Below are 18,259 nucleotides of genomic sequence, written 5' to 3'. Positions count from 1 at the left end.
TGTCATGCCTTCGGCGTTGCTGCTCGCTGCGTGCAGTCAGGGCAGCGATAGCGCACAGAAAGAGGCCGCAGGCGACACATCTGTGATTGAGGCCGAGGATGATACACCCGTAGAACCTCTTGTCACCGGTGAAGGCACACCGATGGAAGACCGCGTGGCGACGCTGGGTTTCCTGAACAAACGTAACGGCATCACTCAGGACCTGGAAATGAAACCCGGGGAATCACAGCGGATTGGGCCCGCCATTGTGCGCCTGCGCGCATGTGAGCGTACCGCTCCATGGGAACCGGTTCCCGAAACCGGCGCTTTTGTACAACTGTTCGTTGAGACCCGCACCAGCAAGAATGAAGAACCGAAATGGCTGAAAGCTTTTTCGGGATGGCTGTTCAAGGAATCACCATCGGTCAATGTCGTTGAACACCCGATTTATGATGTCTGGGTCAAGGATTGCGCGATGCGCTTCCCGGGTGAGGAAGGCCTGCCGAAACCGGCCAGATCGCGCCCTGCATCTGATAATGCGCCCTCAGCCGCTGCGCCTTCCAGCAATGCCGATAGCGCATCGGGCAGCGGCAGTACCGGTTCGAGCAACCCTGCCCCGCCAGCACCTGCGGAAGAAACGCCCGCAGAGCCATCAGATACGGCAGAGCCAGAAGGCTGAACCGCGCGGCTGTTGCCGCTTGCATCCACACCATATAATGCCTTTGCGAGCAGCCGAAGATATTCCCCCTGCGATATCTCTCGTGCGCCGAGGCTGGCCAGGTGGCCGGTCATGAACTGGCAATCGAGCAATTCATAACCCGCCATCCGCATCGCCGCGACAAGTGCCGCCAAAGCGGCTTTGGAAGCATCGGTCACACAGCTGAACATGCTTTCACCGCAAAAGGCGCGGCCAATCGAAACGCCATATAGACCGCCCACCAGTTCACCATCCTGCCAGCATTCAATGCTATGCGCATTGCCCTGCTGGTTGAGTTTTATATATGCGGCCTCAATTTCATGGTTGATCCAGGTTTCGGCGCGGTCCTTTGTCGCCGCCACGCTTGATGTTTCGGCGCAGGCAGCGATAACTTTCGCAAATGCCGCGTTGCAGGTGAATTCAAAACGGTCCTGCCGCAGTTTTTTGGCAAGCGATCGCGAAAGATGGAACCTGTCCAGCGGAAAAATTGCCCGTAGCTGCGGCTCTACCCAGAAAACATCCGGGTCATCACGGCTGTCCGCCATCGGGAACACGCCAATCGCATAGGCCTTCAGCAGCAGATCGGTATCCAGCATCATGGGATTGACTATGATATGCGCCGCCCCGCCGGGCAAGCCATTAGTGTACCACCAGCAATTCTTTCAGACCTTAGTCTGCTACGCCAAAGCGCGCGATAATCGATTCCAGAACCGCCGGGCTGAGCAGGTTGGCAAAGGCGCATCCAACAATATTGTCGTCATTGCGTACGATTTCCGCTTGCAGCGCCGACAGACCCGGCAGGGTCAGCCAGCACCGCGTGCCGGGATGCATGCTGGTGAGCGCCTTGCATGCAAAACCCGACAGCGACAGGTCAATCACTTCGACCTGAAAACCTTTGTCACCTGATGGCCGCAGCGTAGCCGGAATCGACAGCTTGATGCGCGGTGCGCTCCGGTCCTCCTGCGCTGCCGCTGCATAGCGGATCGGCGGTGTATCGTCAGTGGGCATGTCATAATGGATATTATAGCTCATGGGCCGAAATCCTGAAGTTGATCCTGAAACGCGGTGGAACTGGTAAAGAATATAGGCCCTGTCCCGGTTAAAGCCGTGTTGCAGGGTGCAGTTAACGCAAATACACCATGTTTTATGAGGATCATGCTTGCTCTTCACGCCAAGTGCGGCTAATGGCGCATCTCACCCGCACAATGACGCGGGCATGAATCGGCACAGGGGTGTAGCTCAGTTGGTAGAGCATCGGTCTCCAAAACCGAGGGCCACGGGTTCGAATCCTGTCACCCCTGCCATTTCCATGATGGAACTACCATACCTAATATTATACGCTACTCATCTAGCTTATACATGACTATTGCCAGCAACGCCTTGCTCTATTGAAAATTCATGCCAAATGACCGGAGTATCTGGCTATGAGTGCATCCAGTGAAGCGATCTATTTCTGCCATGGAGTACCTGGCAGCCCGCATGATGTGAGAATTATGCAAAATTCGCATCCCGATATCCCTGTTCTTGCTCCGAACATGCTTCAAGCGGGTACGGGCAATCCGATTATGGATACTCTCGAAAATTTTGTGCAGGCCACATCTGAACTTCCAGATGGACACATCCATCTGATCGGTTTTTCCATTGGTGCAATGGCTGCAATCAAAATCGCCGCCATGCGGTCCGAAAGCATCGGGCGGTTAACACTTATCTCTCCTGCCGCTCCACTCAGCCTAGGGAATTTCCTTCCGTATATGGCCGGGAAGCCTGTTTTCATGCTTGCGAGCAAATGGCCGGCGGCATTGAAATGCTTGACGTTCGGCCAAGGCATTGCCCTGCGCTTTATGCCTGAGTTCCTGATAAAACAGCTCTTTGCAAAATGCGGTGAAGCCGAAAAAGAACTACTGGATAAGCCTGAATACCGTGAAGCCGTGATACACGGCCTGTCAAACAGCTTTCACACAAAACCTTCCAGCTATATCCGCTTCATTCAATCTTACGTGGAAGACTGGTCAACGGACCTTGAGAATATCACCTGTCCAGTCGAAATCTGGCATGGATCCAAAGACACCTGGGCCCCCGTCACAATGTCGGAAAAATTATGCGACATGATCGCCGTGCGCCCTAAATTGAATATTGTGGAAGATGCAGAACATTATTCAACACTTGCACAGTTTTCCATAACACCAATGGGGCTGACAGGTGAAAAGAAATAATTTCACCGTAACAATCAGACTGTCTGTATTATAAATTTAATACACCTCTTCCAATGGGCTTGAAAACCGCGTAAATTCCCTCCATCTATGGAATAGAGACTAGCCGCCAAGGGCACTGGGGATGGAGAAAATACGCATATGGCCACCGAAACCGCAACAAAATTCGCAACCGACACTGATGAAATGAAACTTGACGCACCCTCGCCCGTGCCAGCCGTAAAGCCGGAAAAGGCCTCCGGCTTGGTGCCTGTCACTGACGAGCAGAAAACCAAGCTTGATGAAAAGGTTGATAGCTATATCGATGACCTGATTGCGCAGGACGTAAACAGTCCCGAATTTGGCAAGCGCGTCGATCAGCTCACCAATATGGGCCGCAAGGAAATTATGGATGCAGCGGGCCAGTCAAACCGCTTCCTCGACCGTCCCGTCCGCGCGATGGACGAGAATAATGACGTCGGTAAGGATCTTGCCGAACTGCGCCGCACCGTTGAAGACCTTGATCCTTCCAAAAAAGGCAATCTGCTCGCCCCGCGCAAGCTGTTTGGTATTATTCCGTTCGGCAGCAAGCTGCGCGGCTATTTTGATGGCTATAAAAGTTCGCAAGGTCATATCTCGACCATCCTTGCCCGGCTCGCCGGCGGCAAGGACGAATTGCTGATGGACAATGCCGCAATTGATGTCGAGCGGCAGAACCTGTGGAGCGCCATGGGGCGACTTGAACAGATGATCCATGTATCGAAAACACTCGATGCGCGCCTTGAGGAAAAAGCCGCCGATCTGGACAGCACAGATCCTGCCAAAGCCAAAGCATTGCGCGAAACCGCGCTGTTTTATGTGCGCCAGCGGACCCAAGACCTGCTTACGCAGATGGCAGTGACGGTACAGGGTTATCTTGCGCTTGATCTGGTCAAGAAAAACAATGTCGAACTGGTCAAGGGCGTGGACCGCGCCAGCACCACCACTGTAGGCGCGTTGCGCACCGCAGTGACCGTGGCACAGGCACTGGTGGGGCAGAAACTCGTGCTTGACCAGATTACCGCGCTCAACACGACGACCGCGAACATTATCGACGGTACCGGCACCATGCTGAAAGAGCAGACAGGGCGGATCCACGAACAGGCAGCGTCCTCGACCATACCGCTGGAAACGTTGCAGCGCGCGTTCCAGAATATTTACGATACGATGGACAATATTGACGAGTTCAAGCTCAAGGCGCTCGACAGCATGAAAACGACCGTCGATACGCTGTCGGACGAAGTCGAAAAGTCAAAAGGCTATATCGCCCGCGCGGAAGGCGCGGAACAGGCCAAGCTGGACACGAAAAGCGAAGAAAAGTCGATCCTGACTTCGCTTGCCGAGGAATAGGGCAATCCGAGGAGCGTGGTGCATTTCCACCTCCTCCGCTCAGCCTTGAGCGACCATAAGAGAGACCAAATCCCGGGCTAGGGACATGGAGACAAGACAAGTGAGCAGTGTACAACAGTCTGACCAGATCATGCATGAAGCGAAACAGGCGCTTTCACGGCAGGTACAAAACCGGTCAATCGGCATGAAATCCCGGGCGCTAAAACGCACCCATTTCTGGAAGAAACTCGGCCGTATGGCGATTGCCACTGGCGCGATACTGGTTGGTGCGGGCGTTATTGGTACAATCATAAACGGTCTGGGTTTTGCAGGCGTGATGGCCACTGGCCTCGCTGTTGCTGCCGCGCTGTATGTTTTTGCCAACTTTCCCAAGATGAAAGTACCACGCGCTGAGAACCTGTCGCGCGAAAAGCTAGACGTGCTGGCAGGCAAGACTGAAATCTGGCTGGAGGCACAGCGCCCTGCCCTGCCCGCACCCGCAGCAACGCTGGTCGATGGCATTGGCGTACAGCTGGATGCGCTGGCTCCGCAATTACAGCGGCTTGATGAGCGTGAACCCGCCGCCATGGAAGTGCGCAAGCTGGTGGGTGAGCATCTGCCCGAGCTGATTACCGGTTTCCGGCGCATTCCGCCGCACCTGCAAAAGGAAGAGCGCAATGGCCGCACGCCCGAGGAACAATTGGTTGGCGGGCTCAAGACAATTGAGCAGGAAATAGACACTATGGCGCGCAAGATCGCCAATGGTGAACTCGACCAACTGGCCGTGCGTGAACGCTATCTGGAATTGAAATACCAGCCGGCCGAAACCGCCGAATAACCCGGCAGATCACCCATGCCTGAAAAGAAAATCGTTACTCCTGATGCCGATGTGCGCGGCCATGCAGCAGCCGCCCGGCTGCGCAAGCGCAAAGCCGCCGAGGCGATGGGTATAGACACAGCTTTCATTTCTGAAATGGTTGAAAATTTCTATGCGCGCATCCGCGGCGACGCGCTGCTCGGTCCAATTTTTGCCCGGCATATTGATGATTGGCCGCCGCACCTTGCCCGCATGAAAAGCTTCTGGGCATCGGTGCTGCATAATAGCGGCGGTTTTTCCGGCAATCCGATGGTCAAGCATATTGCCATTGACGGACTGGATCATGCCCATTTTGTACACTGGCTGGACCTGTTCCACCAAACGCTGGAGGGCATGGACGCATCATCCAAAGCGGTGGAACATATCCATGAACGCGCCCGCATGATCGCCAACAGCCTGATGAATGGTGTCGCCATCCACCGCGATGGCCTGTCCGGCGCGCGCAATATGGAAGCGTTTTAGCAAAGCGGGAGACACAGGCTTAATGCCTGTGCTCCGCGCTACATGCCCATTCAGTCTGCTTTTTCCTTCTTCGCACCCGCAAAACCTTCGGGCAGGTCAAAACGCACTGGCGGCATCTCGCCACCCGGGCCCTTCAGATAATTATCCATCCAGCGCATCATGCGGATATTATAGTCATATTGCGCCGCTGCCTTGCGGTTACCATGGCCTTCACCCGGATAGAGTACGAGGCGTACCGGTGTATCGGGCTGACGCACCTTGATATTGCGGTAAAGCTCATAACTCTGGCTCGGCGCAACGCGCGTGTCGTCTTCACCGTGCAGGATCAGGATTGGCGTTTTCGCCTTGTCGACATGATAGATCGGGCTGCGTTCCAGCATACCCTGCCAGTTTTCCCACGGCCATTTGCGTGAGTGGACGAGGAACATCTCATTGGGAATGTCGGTCGTGCCAAATTTGGAAATCTGGTTGGAAATGCCGACAAACATAACGCTCGCGGCAAAATGTTCGCTGAGCGCTGTTGCGCCCCAGGCCGAGGCATAGCCGCCATAGGAGCCGCCAGTGATGCCTACTTTGTCCTTGTTCGTGATCCCCATATCCGAAAGGGCACCTATGGCATCGACAAGGTCATTGAATTCCTTGCCCGCATAGTCATTCTGGTGCTGTTTGGAAAAAGCCGTGCCATAGGCGGTCGAACCGCGATAATTGGGCAGAAACACGCTATAACCCTTGCCTGCCGCAACCTGACCCGGGCCACCATAATTGGTAACCCAGCCATTGGATTCATGCGCTTCGGGGCCGCCATGCACGTCGAAAATAGTGGGCGCACCACCCGAGGGGGCACCGCCAACCGGTTCGACCAGAACACCTTCGACTTCCTGTCCGTCACGCGCGGTGTAGCGGATGGTACGCTGCCGCCCCATATCGATTTCCGACAACCAGGGATTATGACTGGTCCAGCGTGTGAACTTGCCGCGCTCCAGCAGGAACGCCTCACGCGGATGCTCTGGTGTATCTGCGATCACGGCCAGCTTGCCGCCATCTGCATCAATACTGCGCAATATCAACGCACCCGGGTCTATGGTTTCGCGCAACCGCCCCGCCGCATTATAGAAACGAAGCTCGCTCTGCGCACCGACATGCATCGCCACAGCCAGGCGCCCGTCGTCCATCCATTCAGTATCGACCGCGGCATTGGCCTGTCCTTCCGTCACACCGCGAAAAGCGCCATTTGCCGTATCAACCATATAGAGCGTGGTTGCCGCCGGATCATTTTTGTCCACTGCCGCGACCAGCGACAATGTGCGGCCATCGGGCGAAATTTCAAAATCGCCAATCTTGCCCGGCGTTGCCACCACGGCACGGCGGGTTCCATTGGCTGCGTTGATAATATGCACACGTGTGGATGTCAGGCTGTCATCCACCTGCGTCGTCGGTGCAGATGATACCGCCAACCAACGACCATCAGGCGAAACGCGCATACCGCTTATCTGACCCTCAACATTTATGGCACGCGGCTCCCCTTCACCCCCCATTGTATCGGCGGCAAAAAGCCGGGAAAATTTCTGCTCTTCCTCATAGATAACAGCGTTGAAACCAGCCTTGCTTTCGGTTTTGCGTTTCTTGTCCTTTGCCGCGCCAACACGCAGGTACAGTGTGCGTGAGTCGGGAGCCCATGCATAACCGGAAACACTCGCATCCTTAATCCCGGCAAGCTTGCGGTGACCACCGCCATCGACAGGAATGCCATAGACGGCAGTCTTCGCATCATCGCCATCCGGCTTCCACAGGAAACTGATCATCCGGCCATCGGGCGAATAGGCAAGACTGCGCACATTCATGTCTTCAGGCAGGAAGGCGCGTGCGGCATTGGCACCACCAGAGCGTGTTGAGGCAACATGCATGGTCCGTTCGGCGCGCCCATTGTCTTCGCCGTTCGCGATATCAGGGGCTTTGGATACGCCAATTACCATTTGCGAACCATCCGCAGTCAGGGCTATTTCCGCCACCTGCTCCACTTTCAGCACATCTTCTGCTGTCATCGGCCGCGCCAGCGCTGGCGTGGCGACAATCATGGCTGGAATAGCGACCATGGCCGCATGAATGGTGTAACGCTTCATATGTAAACTCCCCTTGTATATTTACCGAAACGCTAATGCACAGCCGCGATATGCGCAATAGCGTATGTCAGGATATGGATTGTTACAGTAGGTGCGATAACCGTGCGAAAATCGGTATCGCACATCTTGAAATCGCGCCATGTTCATCCCATATTCATATAGACAGCAGGCGCAAATAGCCGCTGCTTAGAGAGGGTTATAACGCGTGTTTGATTTCTGGTTACTCGATGAAAACCTGATTTTCACCGGGGCGTTACTGCTGATGATTGCGCTGGGCGTACTGCAGGCTATTGGGCTGGGCGACCTCAGTCCCGATCTGGATGTCGACCTGGACATTGACATGGATATGGACGCAGATTTTGATGCGAGCGGTCCTGCCGATGGCCTGCTCGCCATGTTGGGTCTGGGCCGGCTGCCGCTCATGATGCTGCTGGTGCTATTCTTGGCATTGTTTGGCATGATTGGCCTTGCCGGACAACAGTTTATCGAAAACCTGACCGGGGCTCTACTCAGCCCATGGCTGGCTGCACCGATCGCCGCTGTGACAGCGCTCCCGCTCACTGGCTTGTTATCACGGCCCTTGTCGCGCATCATCCCGCAAGATGAAACGACTGCGGTCAATGTCGGGTCGCTGATCGGCCGTTTCGCGGTAATTCAGACGGGCCGTGCGCAAACAGGCTCCCCCGCGCGTGCCAAGGTGACCGATGTGCACGGCCATCACCACTATATCATGGTCGAACCCGATAATGCAGGCCAGATATTGAATGAAGGCGAGGAAGTGCTCCTCACAGCCCGAGAAGGACGCAAGTTCCGGGCAATTTCACGCGGCAATGCAAATGTGCCGCAACTGGGCGACTGACGGACGCTCGAGACCCAAATACGGCCATATGATTAAAGAGTCGCATGGCCACCGAAAATTGTTAGTTTATCAACAACTGCCTTGTCGCAGCACCGATTCTCTTGGCCAAAACCCATTGGAAATCAGACGCAGACAGGCGCAAAATGAAAGAGAGAAAATATGCTTGAGAGTTTATCCAGTTTGACCCTTTTTGTGGGCGTGCCCGTCGTGGCCTTTATCATATTGGCGATCATCATTACCCGGCTATACCGCCGCGCGACCAAGGAAATCGCATTCGTCCGCACCGGTTTTGGCGGAGAGAAAGTCGTGATGAACGGCGGCGCAATGGTACTACCCGTACTGCACGAAACCATGCCAGTGAATATGAATACCGTACGTCTTGCGGTGGAACGCAAAAACGCAGATGCGCTGATTACGCTCGACCGCTTGCGGATCGACGTGAAGGCGGAATTCTATGTCCGTGTGCGCCCCGACAGCGAGGCACTTGCCATGGCGGCACAAACGCTCGGCCTGCGCACCATGCAGCCCGAAGCGCTGAAGGATTTGGTCGAAGGCAAGTTCGTCGATGCGCTGCGTTCCGTCGCCGCCGGCATGACGATGAACGAACTGCACGAACAGCGCGCCGATTTCGTTCAGAAAGTGCAGCAGGTTTCCTCCAACGACCTGGCCATGAACGGCCTGGAACTGGAATCGGTTTCGCTGACCGGGCTTGACCAGACCAGCATCGAACATTTCAACGCCAATAACGCGTTTGACGCCGAAGGCCTGACCAAGCTCACCGAGCAGATTGAACTGCGCAAGAAAGCGCGCAACGATATCGAGCAGGATACCCGCGTGCAGATGGAAACCAAGAACCTTGAAGCCGATCAACGGTCGTTTGAAATCAGCCGTGACAATGAATTTGCACGCCTCGAACAGGAACGTGAAGTCGAAGTTCGCCGCGCGGCACAAACGTCTGAAGTCGCAACGCAGCAGGCAGAGCGCGGACGTGAAGCCGATGAAGCGCGGATTAGTGCTAAACAGCAAGTTGATTCACGGCAGATCGAAGCGGATCGTACCGTCGAGGAAAAACGCATTTCCCAGCAGCAATCGATCGAGATTGCACGTCAGGAACAGCAGATTGCTATCCAGAACAAGTCGCGTGAAGAAAGCCATGCCAAGGCCGAAGCCGACGAGGCGCGCGCCAAGGCAGTGGCTGCTGAAGAACAGGTCGCAACATCGCGTGAAACCGAGATTGCCGATCGTCAGAAACGCATCGAACTGATCGAAGCATCGAAAGAAGCTGAACGTGAGGCTATCTCCGTCAAGGTTGAAGCCGAAGCAGAGAAAGAAGCATCGTCCAACCGTGCCGAGGCATTGCGGCTGGAAGCACAGGGTGAATCCGAAGCGGAAAAACTGCGCGCCGATGCAGCCCGCGTTCGTTTCGAAGTCGAAGCGGCGGGTCAAAAAGCAGTCAATGAAGCGGCAAACATCCTGTCATCTGACCAGATTTCGCTGCAGACCAAGCTGGCGCTGCTGAATGTCCTGCCCAACGTGGTCAAGGAAGCGGCAAAACCAATGGAGGCGATTGACTCGATCAAAATCGTACAGGTCGATGGCATCACGCAAAATGGCGGCGGGGCTGGCAGTGGTTCCGGCAATGCGCCGGCTGGCGGCGGTTCGGGCAATCTTGCCACTGACGCTGTATCCGCGGCGCTGTCCTACCGCGCGCAGGCGCCTGTTATTGACGGGCTGATGAAAGAGCTGGGCCTTGATGGCCAGTCGCTTGACAACCTGGTCGCGGGGGCCACAGCTCAGGGTGATAGTGATGCGGGCAAGGCTACGCAGAAGGCAGAAACAAAGCCATCACCTGCGCTTGCCAAACCGGCACCAGCGAAGCCGCGACCTACGCAACGCAGCAGGCCCCAACCAAAAACCAGCCAATCGGGGCCCAAGGCTACCGATAATGAAAAAGGCAATGGATAGGCCCTGATCACCGTTCCTGCAAAAACGGGTTTAGTAGCCCGCAAGAGCGCGAAACACCGGTTTGTTTTGCGCTCTTTCTTTTTGTGCATATAATACCGGGTAAATAGTACGAGGACATCATGCGCGAATATCAGTCATTTGAAACATTCTGGCCATTCTACCTGCGGGAGCACAGCAAGCCGCGGACCCGCAGCCTGCATTATATTGGCACAACGCTGGTTATCGCCGTGGCTTTTTATGCTGTCCTGTCCGGGAAATGGCTATGGCTGCTGGCTATGCCCGTGGCGGGTTATTTCTTTGCCTGGCTGGCGCATTTTCGTGTCGAAAAAAACCGCCCCGCCACTTTCACATATCCGCTCTGGTCATTGGCCGCAGATTTCAAAATGTATTTCCTGTGGCTGACCGGACGGATCGGGCCCGAGCTGGAGCGCGCAGGTGTAAAAACCGGCGCATCTGGCTAAGCCGCCATTGCGGCAGGTATACAGGCCCGCTAAATATAGCACATGCTGACCATATCCCCCCATGGACATGCCCGCGCGGGCACACTGGCGCTGGTTGTAGCGGTGGCACTGGGCCCGCTATCAGCGCAGGAACAGCCGCCGGAATTTGACTGCAACCGGCTCAACAACAGCATTGCGGAAATTTTCACAGGCATAGCAGCTGCACAGCCTGTCACGGCGCATAATGCGCAGTTCAAAAAGGGCGCAGTGCTGCTCACTGACCAGCGCGCGCTGCAATACCGCAAGTTCCGCCTGTCCGATGATACCATTGCGGCCGCACCCAAAAAGAAAAATCCCACCGTGTTCCGCGAATATATGGTGGGCGCTGAAATCCATATGTGCACACCGGAAAAACGCACCGACCTGACGGGCGAGCCAAAGGGGCGATACCGGATGAACTGCCTGGTCGATGCGGACGATGATGGTAAATATGAGGCGATTGTACCAACCGGCCAGATCGTCCGATATAACCGTATTACCGGTAAGAATGTAGGTTATCCCTACCCCCCGCATCCGGCGCGCACGCTGCCTGCACCTGTTACCGCGATTGAGGATGATAGCCTAGCCGTTCCCAACCCTGGGCTGCAACCGCATGTGAATATCCAGTATAGCGCGGCGGCGCTGGATGGAGATGCCGCCGCCATCCGTATCGACGCCGCCATCAGCATGCTGCCAAAGGAGAGCAGGTTTGAAGGCTGGGCCGACAGCGAAACAATCCCTGTCGCATTGACAGGTACAGATGCCCAGCAGGTCAGAGCCATCAGCCTGACCCTGTCAAAATCCGGCAAGAAATGGTTGATGGACGTCAGCAGTGCCCAGCGCACCAGGGTCACGCTACAATGCGACGGCACGGTCATCGCCCTGCCGCAAAGCTACACCATCCTCTATCCCAAGGGACAGGCGGTGCTGAAACGGCAATAATATGGATGAGATCAGTTATTCTTTGCTGGAATCAGCAGGACCTGTTTCAGCATCGGAACGTTCTGTTTTTTCGATCATGCTCGCAACCCGTCCTAACTGCCTGAATGCCTTATAGTTATTTGATTTGATCTTGTAGAGATTTTTCAGTGTCGCAAATTCCAAATCCGACATCCGCTCGGGCGCAGCATCATTTTCCCGTTCATTAAATAACGTGAGTATCGAATTGCTCTCGGCCCTTTCAGCTGCCTCAGGCGCAATATCCAGCGCAAGGTGAAGCGTCGCAATATCCGCGACCTGTTGGAACGTTTTGCCCTCTATAGCGTCAACGTCGATAACGGCTACTGCGAACACCATGTCGTCACGTGTCCGTTCATAGATGCGGGACACACCAATATCCTCTACGATCAGCACGCCGTCTTTACCGCCAACCGGCCGGCCATTCATCTGAGTTACCCTTTGCAGCTTCTCGCCGCCGCGCCCGCGCTGTTCGATGACCTGCCAGCTATATATCTGCTCGCCGCCTTTCTTGAGCCTTTTGATCTCACGTTTGGGCAATCCGGTAAAAAGTTCATGTTTTCCTTCATGCAAAATCGATATCAACTGTGCAGGTTCTTCGGAAAAGACCAGCAATGCATTCACATCGCAATCCTCCGCATCCAGTTCGATCTCCGCTTTTTCCAGGTTTTCACGGATGATGCGGACAAATGTCGCTGACATGTCGGCAGATATTCCCAATACCCCGGGACATATCTTTTTTTCAAAGCGGCCCAACTGCTTTGTAGTCCCTTTTTCCAGAAGCACCTTGATCTTATCCCGCGTCCTGCCCCTGCGGCCTTCTATGACAATGTCACCGTCATCACCAGTTGCTGCACGCTCTTGCTGTGCCAACACGGGCATGGAAAAACTAAACGCAGTGCAGCCAGCCAATGCGAACAGGAGGGGAAGACGGGATATTTTCATGTCATCAGCTAATATGCAAAGCATTTGGAATGCAAGTAGTTATCACGCCGCCACCAACTGGCTTCGACTAACTGCGTGTAATACGTGTATTATGACCAACATTGTGTATCGGCATTGCTGGACACAGGGCAAGGCTTGCCCTACATTGCATCCATATCCCCGGGGAGCCTGTGTCGTTACGGGTTGAGAGCGGAATAGTCCGCGACCCGTTGAACCTGATCCAGCTAACACTGGCGGAGGGAGGGAGCGGCATCCGCGCCAATATCAGCGCCACCCGTCCCCAGCTCCTCTGTCACCATAAGGAGACTATCCATGGGCGACGCACCCGCAAGAACCGAAAAAGAAGACGGCACGATTGGCGTGACCACCGGCCCCATTCGCGGGTCAAAGAAAATCCATGTCGCCGCCAAATCCGGCTCCGGCATCCGCGTCGCCATGCGCGAAATCCACCTGGAAGGCGGCGAGGACCCGGTGCGCGTCTATGACACATCTGGTCCTTACAGCGATCCTGAAACCAGCATTGATATCCACAAGGGCCTGCCGCAATTGCGTCAGAGATGGATCATGGGCCGCGATGATGTCGAGGAATATGACGGTCGCGCCACCAAGCCCGAAGATAACGGCCAGCTCGGCCCCGACCGCAGCGGCGGTGTCGAACCTTTCCCGCATCCCGTCACGCGGCCGCTCCGCGCAAAGCCGGGCAGGAATGTCAGCCAGATGCACTATGCGCGGCAGGGCATTATTACGCCCGAAATGGAATATGTCGCCGAGCGTGAGAATCTGGGGCGCGAACGCAGACAAGAATATAACCGCGCCAAAATACAGGGGGGCGAAAGCTTTGGCGCCGCCATCCCCGATTATGTGACGCCTGAATTCGTCCGCGATGAAGTCGCGCGCGGCCGCGCCATCATCCCCAGCAATATCAACCATGCGGAAACCGAACCGATGGCGATCGGGCGTAACTTTTTGGTCAAAATCAACGCCAATATCGGCAACTCAGCTGTGGCATCCGACGTTGCCAATGAAGTTGACAAAATGGTCTGGTCCACCCGCTGGGGCGCGGACACAGTGATGGACCTTTCCACCGGCCGCAATATCCACGACACCCGCGAATGGATTATCCGCAACTCCCCCGTACCAATCGGCACCGTACCGATTTACCAGGCGCTCGAAAAAGTGGGCGGCATTGCCGAGGAACTGACCTGGGAAATATTCCGCGACACGCTCATTGAACAGGCCGAACAGGGTGTCGATTATTTCACCATCCACGCCGGCGTGCGGCTCCCCTATGTGCCGATGGCGGCGAAGCGCGTCACGGGCATTGTGTCACGCGGCGGGTCGATCATGGCAAAATGGTGCCTCGCGCATCATAAGGAATCGTTCCTGTACGAGCATTTCGACGACATTACCGAGATTATGAAAGCCTATGACATCGCCTATTCGCTTGGCGATGGCCTGCGCCCCGGCAGCATTGCCGACGCCAATGACGAGGCGCAGTTTAGCGAACTCTACACACTCGGCGAGCTGACCCACCGCGCTTGGAAATCCGATGTGCAGGTGATGATCGAAGGCCCCGGCCATGTGCCGATGCACAAGATCAAGGAGAATATGACCAAGCAGCTCGAAGTCTGCGGCGAGGCGCCGTTCTACACGCTCGGCCCCCTCACCACCGATATCGCGCCCGGGTACGACCATATCACCAGCGGCATCGGCGCGGCGCAGATCGGCTGGTACGGCACGGCGATGCTGTGTTACGTGACGCCCAAGGAGCATCTGGGCCTGCCCGACCGTGATGACGTGAAAGTGGGCGTGGTGACGTACAAGCTCGCCGCGCACGCCGCTGATCTTGCCAAGGGCCATCCGGCAGCGCAGGTCCGCGACGACGCGCTCAGCAAGGCGCGCTTCGAATTCCGCTGGCGCGACCAGTTCAATCTGTCGCTCGACCCCGACACGGCGGAGGAATATCACGACCAGACGCTCCCGGCCGAAGGCGCAAAAACCGCGCATTTCTGCTCCATGTGCGGGCCAAAGTTTTGCAGCATGAAAATCAGCCAGGAGGTCCACGACTTCGCCAGCAAACAAAACCAAAGCGCAGAGGGTTTCATCGCGGCGGAAAAACTGGGCGCTGACACAGCGGCAGCCAGCAAGGCGGCGGCAGAGGCAGGCATGCGCGAAATGGCGGAAGTGTATAAGGAAAAGGGCGACCGGTTGTATTTACCGGCGGATGAGGTAAAGTAGTATTACTTACGCTTTAATTAGATTAGGTATATCCGAAAAAACGGAGAAAAAAATGAAAGAAGGGATGCAACTAAGCGATACAGCGTTTTGGATTTTATTTTGTTTTTTCATCCTCTCCATATGCATAGTTTGTTATTTGTGGGGACAAATTGTGTTGATGGATTCTCCCCCAATCACTATCTCAATGAAGCAAATAGCAGCAGTTACAAGCTATTCATCAATTTGCTTTTCTAGTCTATATTACATTCGCAAACTTTATAAAGACAAGTTCGCTATGACTGTTAAAATAAATTCTTCACCGACTTCACAAGCGGCGACTATCGCTTATTTCTTAACCCGCCCTCTATTTGCTATGTTGATTTCAATGTTTTCTATTGTTGTTATTTGCGGAATAATTGCGAGCAGTGCACACGAATTTAGTGGATTCAGTTGGTTTTTTTGGATTCATATCTCCACGGCATCTGCGTTGACTGCAGCAATAACAGGAACAATGGTCCGGCGTTTTGAGATTAAAGCCGAGGTCGAGTAGGCAGTATCATAGGGGAAATTATACGTTGCTAAGCCTAAATCAAATACCTGAACAGATTGAGCGATTGGAAGCAAAAGCTAAATCTGTGTTGCAAGCAAAACGTGATGTTCGACCTCGTCGCCCAATAATTATTGAGTTTTGTGGCACACCAAAATCTGGCAAAACATCATGCATTAATTCATTGGTCATTTTTTTAAAGCGCAACAAGTTCCGGGTTAAAGTTCTTAGCGAAAGGGCTAGTATTTGTCCTATCAGAGATAAATTTGATCCAAACTTTAATGTTTGGACAGGCTGTCATGCATTGGCTGAACTAGCCCGCATCATGAGCAATGAGAACAAAGAGTACGATGTAGTTATACTCGACAGAGGGCTTTTTGATGCCGTGTGTTGGTTTACATGGCAAAAAGCTAGAAGCTATCTGAACGATGATAATTTTAAAGTATTCACAGACTTTTTCTTGTCAAAAAGATGGACTTCAAAAATTGACGTAGTTTATGCACTGAAAGCTTCTCCTGACACCGCACTACAACGTGAATACGCAAATTTACTTACTAGGCGTTCAGGATCTGTGATGAATAAGAGTGTTCTTTTAAGTTACAATAAGTCTATTGATAACTGTATTGATGAATATTCTGAGCATTTTCAGCAAGTGCAGAGCATTAATACTGATAACGAAGATCAAAACAAAGTAAGTTTGAAAGTAACAACAGATGTTTTACAAGCTCTTGATGCGTTGGTTTCAGAAAAAGTAGCATATTTTGAAAAAGACGATTTTGTGGTGGCTGATGAGATAAGCTGGAAAATCTCTACTGAAAATATCGATTCAACAGAATTGAAATTTGCACACCGGGCTGAAGTTGAAGCGAATAACCAATGGCTTCAACCGATACCAGTCGGTGTCATCGTATCATTGGACAAAAAGAAGGTGCTGGCCGGCAAGAAAGTAAGTCGCGCAACTTCCGAGAAATCTGCTGAAAAGGGAAAAATATTGTTCTATTTTGGCGGACATGTGCGTCGTGAAGACAAATATCATGGAGCCTCCAATTTAGAAGTCATCCAAACTGCACTTCAAAGAGAAATCAAAGAAGAACTAGGGATCGACTATGCACCCAATTTTGAAGACGCACTCTGTATTTTTGATAGGTCAAAAGACCCAAACCCACAACATTTTGCCATAGCGACTTTATGCTTTGTGGATTTTGAAACTATGAAAGTGCGTGTTGATACAAAGGAATTTGGAGAAAGAAGCATCAAAATGCTGTCGCAGGACGATGTTATAAACGGTAAGCTGAAGACTGAGCGATGGAGCCAGGTTATTATTCAACGGCTATTACAATGGTCTCTAATTTGAACCAGAAATTACGGTAAATTACGAGATTACGCCAACAGTTTACTTAACCCCTAAATACCCACAACCACCACCCCGGCTAAAACGACATGCCTAGGAACGCGATAATGCGTGCTATATATCCACTTTCCTACATATAACCATATAGGTTATATGCTGCGACATGACAAAACCATATACACCCGCTCGCCTTGAGGATTCCGCGCCTGTAACGGAGGAATTTGATCCTTTTGACATTCATGCACACGGTGGCGGAGGTGGTTCGGCAGAGCCGCCTCATCCGCATAGTGGCCCTGCGATAGCCTCGCACGGCGCCTCACGCGGCATTGCCGACGCGGCGCAGGATATGATGCCGTCTGATATCGCCGCCCGTACGTCCGCCGATGCCGGTCCCGGTTTTGCCCCTGTCCCACGCAAACGGGTGAGCGCTTCGGGGTGGACGCCGCAGCGGCAACAGGTTTTTATTGCCGCGCTCGCCGACACCGGTCTGGTTATAGAGGCCGCGGCGGATGCGGGGATGACACCGCGCAGTGCGTATCAGCTGCGCCGTGCGCCCGGCGCGGAAAGCTTTGCGAAGGCGTGGGACATGGCGATTGCACAGGCATCGCGGCAGCTTACCGATATCGCCTTTGCCCGCGCTATTAACGGCATACGCGAACCGGTGTTCGACCGCGATGGAAATATGTGCGGCATGAAGCGCAAGATTAACGACCGGCTGCTGATGTTCCTGCTGCGCCATCATCGCCGCGATATTTATGGCGTGGGCACCGAAAGCGTGCTGAGCCTGGACGAACGCGCCAAGGCGGAGGAGTGGAACGCCGGCTATTCACCGCTGCCCGAAGCGCTGGATGCGCTGGGCCGCCCTGATGATGCCCATGCGTGTGCAGAGGGCGAAGATGAAGAGCCCCGGGGCAAGGATTATGAAGACGATGAGAGCTGGGACGATGAGAGCCGGGATGACGAGAGCTGGGAAAAAAATGGCTGGCGTGAGGATTTCGGGGATTCTGAATATGGCCTTGCAGAGCTTGCGGATTTTGTCGATGAATTTGACGCAGAACAATTTGATGAAAGACACATTGATGAAAAACACGGCATCCCCCATGATGATATGGATGATCATGTGGATGACGATGTCCTGCCACATGATGATACGTCAAATGATGATACGCCAGATAGCGGCGCAGCGTAATGGCGGCCGTGCGTAAGGGCCACATATGTTGGGAAAGTCCAACAGGATTTGCCCTACA

General features: G+C 54.0%; 16 protein-coding genes, 1 tRNA gene, 1 pseudogene and 1 riboswitch. Of the genes and pseudogenes, 14 read left to right on the top strand and 4 right to left on the bottom strand.

Annotated features, from left to right (window positions below):
- Positions 1–4: 4 nt before the first annotated feature.
- Positions 5–391 (top strand): annotated as a pseudogene (locus G6Q15_RS12320) (DUF2155 domain-containing protein); the annotation flags it as partial.
- A gap of 35 nt (positions 392–426) precedes the next feature.
- On the opposite strand, the gene aat reads toward G6Q15_RS12320, so the two are convergent.
- Positions 427–1,275 (bottom strand): leucyl/phenylalanyl-tRNA--protein transferase, encoded by an 849-nt coding sequence (gene aat, locus G6Q15_RS09820; RefSeq protein WP_164118268.1) that lies wholly within the window; start codon positions 1,273–1,275, stop codon positions 427–429.
- A gap of 70 nt (positions 1,276–1,345) precedes the next feature.
- Positions 1,346–1,708 carry a PilZ domain-containing protein gene (locus G6Q15_RS09815; RefSeq protein ID WP_240330839.1) on the bottom strand — a complete coding sequence of 121 codons (363 nt, stop codon included), beginning with the start codon at positions 1,706–1,708 and terminating at the stop codon, positions 1,346–1,348.
- A 196-nt stretch (positions 1,709–1,904) separates the two neighbouring features.
- Here G6Q15_RS09815 and G6Q15_RS09810 point away from each other — a divergent pair.
- The 5 genes from G6Q15_RS09810 to G6Q15_RS09790 all read left to right on the top strand — a co-directional run bounded on the left by G6Q15_RS09810 (position 1,905) and on the right by G6Q15_RS09790 (position 5,572).
- Positions 1,905–1,980, top strand: a tRNA-Trp gene (locus G6Q15_RS09810).
- A 120-nt stretch (positions 1,981–2,100) separates the two neighbouring features.
- Entirely contained in the window at positions 2,101–2,889 is a 789-nt protein-coding gene (locus G6Q15_RS09805; RefSeq protein ID WP_164118267.1) for an alpha/beta hydrolase, read from the top strand.
- Between the two features lie 183 nt (positions 2,890–3,072).
- On the top strand, positions 3,073–4,254 hold the full coding sequence (locus tag G6Q15_RS09800) for a toxic anion resistance protein (RefSeq protein WP_240330841.1): 1,182 nt from the start codon (positions 3,073–3,075) through the stop codon (positions 4,252–4,254).
- 100 nt (positions 4,255–4,354) lie between these two features.
- A complete protein-coding gene (locus tag G6Q15_RS09795; RefSeq protein WP_240330838.1) occupies positions 4,355–5,071 on the top strand; it encodes a hypothetical protein in 717 nt (238 codons plus the stop codon).
- Positions 5,072–5,086: 15 nt separating this feature from the next.
- The gene (locus G6Q15_RS09790; protein ID WP_164118265.1) at positions 5,087–5,572 is read left to right on the top strand and encodes a group III truncated hemoglobin; all 486 of its coding nucleotides are present in this window, start codon (positions 5,087–5,089) and stop codon (positions 5,570–5,572) included.
- A gap of 50 nt (positions 5,573–5,622) precedes the next feature.
- Here G6Q15_RS09790 and G6Q15_RS09785 read toward each other — a convergent pair whose 3' ends face one another.
- The gene (locus G6Q15_RS09785) at positions 5,623–7,692 is read right to left on the bottom strand and encodes a S9 family peptidase (RefSeq protein ID WP_164118264.1); all 2,070 of its coding nucleotides are present in this window, start codon (positions 7,690–7,692) and stop codon (positions 5,623–5,625) included.
- Between the two features lie 205 nt (positions 7,693–7,897).
- Here G6Q15_RS09785 and G6Q15_RS09780 point away from each other — a divergent pair, with 205 nt between their 5' ends.
- The 4 genes from G6Q15_RS09780 (at position 7,898) to G6Q15_RS09765 (ending at position 11,937) form a co-directional block, all read left to right on the top strand.
- Entirely contained in the window at positions 7,898–8,551 is a 654-nt protein-coding gene (locus G6Q15_RS09780) for a YqiJ family protein (protein ID WP_164118263.1), read from the top strand.
- A 159-nt stretch (positions 8,552–8,710) separates the two neighbouring features.
- Positions 8,711–10,516, top strand: coding sequence for a flotillin domain-containing protein (locus G6Q15_RS09775; protein WP_164118262.1), 1,806 nt, complete (start codon positions 8,711–8,713; stop codon positions 10,514–10,516).
- 119 nt (positions 10,517–10,635) lie between these two features.
- Complete coding sequence (locus tag G6Q15_RS09770) at positions 10,636–10,977, top strand: DUF962 domain-containing protein (RefSeq protein WP_164118261.1); 342 nt, start codon at positions 10,636–10,638, stop codon at positions 10,975–10,977.
- 42 nt (positions 10,978–11,019) lie between these two features.
- Positions 11,020–11,937, top strand: coding sequence for a hypothetical protein (locus G6Q15_RS09765; RefSeq protein WP_164118260.1), 918 nt, complete (start codon positions 11,020–11,022; stop codon positions 11,935–11,937).
- A 15-nt stretch (positions 11,938–11,952) separates the two neighbouring features.
- On the opposite strand, the gene G6Q15_RS09760 is transcribed toward G6Q15_RS09765, so the two are convergent.
- Positions 11,953–12,897, bottom strand: coding sequence for a hypothetical protein (locus G6Q15_RS09760; RefSeq protein WP_164118259.1), 945 nt, complete (start codon positions 12,895–12,897; stop codon positions 11,953–11,955).
- Positions 12,898–13,047: 150 nt separating this feature from the next.
- Positions 13,048–13,156: riboswitch (TPP riboswitch) on the top strand.
- A gap of 53 nt (positions 13,157–13,209) precedes the next feature.
- Between G6Q15_RS09760 and thiC the strand changes: the two genes are divergently transcribed.
- The 4 genes from thiC (at position 13,210) to G6Q15_RS09740 (ending at position 18,201) form a co-directional block, all read left to right on the top strand.
- Entirely contained in the window at positions 13,210–15,135 is a 1,926-nt protein-coding gene (gene thiC / locus G6Q15_RS09755; RefSeq protein ID WP_164118257.1) for a phosphomethylpyrimidine synthase ThiC, read from the top strand.
- 52 nt (positions 15,136–15,187) lie between these two features.
- Positions 15,188–15,664: a hypothetical protein gene (locus tag G6Q15_RS09750; RefSeq protein WP_164118254.1), complete on the top strand. Its 477-nt coding sequence runs from the start codon at positions 15,188–15,190 to the stop codon at positions 15,662–15,664.
- 25 nt (positions 15,665–15,689) lie between these two features.
- On the top strand, positions 15,690–17,015 hold the full coding sequence (locus G6Q15_RS09745; RefSeq protein ID WP_205518146.1) for an NUDIX hydrolase: 1,326 nt from the start codon (positions 15,690–15,692) through the stop codon (positions 17,013–17,015).
- Positions 17,016–17,175: 160 nt separating this feature from the next.
- The gene (locus tag G6Q15_RS09740) at positions 17,176–18,201 is read left to right on the top strand and encodes a hypothetical protein (RefSeq protein WP_164118249.1); all 1,026 of its coding nucleotides are present in this window, start codon (positions 17,176–17,178) and stop codon (positions 18,199–18,201) included.
- Positions 18,202–18,259: the final 58 nt, after the last annotated feature.

The organism is Sphingorhabdus sp. Alg239-R122 (assembly GCF_900537065.1).
GTDB lineage: Bacteria > Pseudomonadota > Alphaproteobacteria > Sphingomonadales > Sphingomonadaceae > Alg239-R122.
The sequence above is the reverse complement of the archived record's forward strand: the minus strand, read 5'-3'. Positions and strand labels throughout refer to the sequence as shown.

Coding starts and splice junctions, on each gene's coding strand:
- aat (WP_164118268.1), bottom strand. CDS start 1,275: ATGATGCTGGATACCGATCTGCTGCTGAAGGCCTATGCGATTGGCGTG.
- G6Q15_RS09815 (WP_240330839.1), bottom strand. CDS start 1,708: ATGAGCTATAATATCCATTATGACATGCCCACTGACGATACACCGCCG.
- G6Q15_RS09805 (WP_164118267.1), top strand. CDS start 2,101: ATGAGTGCATCCAGTGAAGCGATCTATTTCTGCCATGGAGTACCTGGC.
- G6Q15_RS09800 (WP_240330841.1), top strand. CDS start 3,073: ATGAAACTTGACGCACCCTCGCCCGTGCCAGCCGTAAAGCCGGAAAAG.
- G6Q15_RS09790 (WP_164118265.1), top strand. CDS start 5,087: ATGCCTGAAAAGAAAATCGTTACTCCTGATGCCGATGTGCGCGGCCAT.
- G6Q15_RS09785 (WP_164118264.1), bottom strand. CDS start 7,692: ATGAAGCGTTACACCATTCATGCGGCCATGGTCGCTATTCCAGCCATG.
- G6Q15_RS09775 (WP_164118262.1), top strand. CDS start 8,711: ATGCTTGAGAGTTTATCCAGTTTGACCCTTTTTGTGGGCGTGCCCGTC.
- G6Q15_RS09770 (WP_164118261.1), top strand. CDS start 10,636: ATGCGCGAATATCAGTCATTTGAAACATTCTGGCCATTCTACCTGCGG.
- G6Q15_RS09765 (WP_164118260.1), top strand. CDS start 11,020: ATGCTGACCATATCCCCCCATGGACATGCCCGCGCGGGCACACTGGCG.
- G6Q15_RS09760 (WP_164118259.1), bottom strand. CDS start 12,897: ATGAAAATATCCCGTCTTCCCCTCCTGTTCGCATTGGCTGGCTGCACT.
- thiC (WP_164118257.1), top strand. CDS start 13,210: ATGGGCGACGCACCCGCAAGAACCGAAAAAGAAGACGGCACGATTGGC.
- G6Q15_RS09750 (WP_164118254.1), top strand. CDS start 15,188: ATGAAAGAAGGGATGCAACTAAGCGATACAGCGTTTTGGATTTTATTT.
- G6Q15_RS09740 (WP_164118249.1), top strand. CDS start 17,176: ATGACAAAACCATATACACCCGCTCGCCTTGAGGATTCCGCGCCTGTA.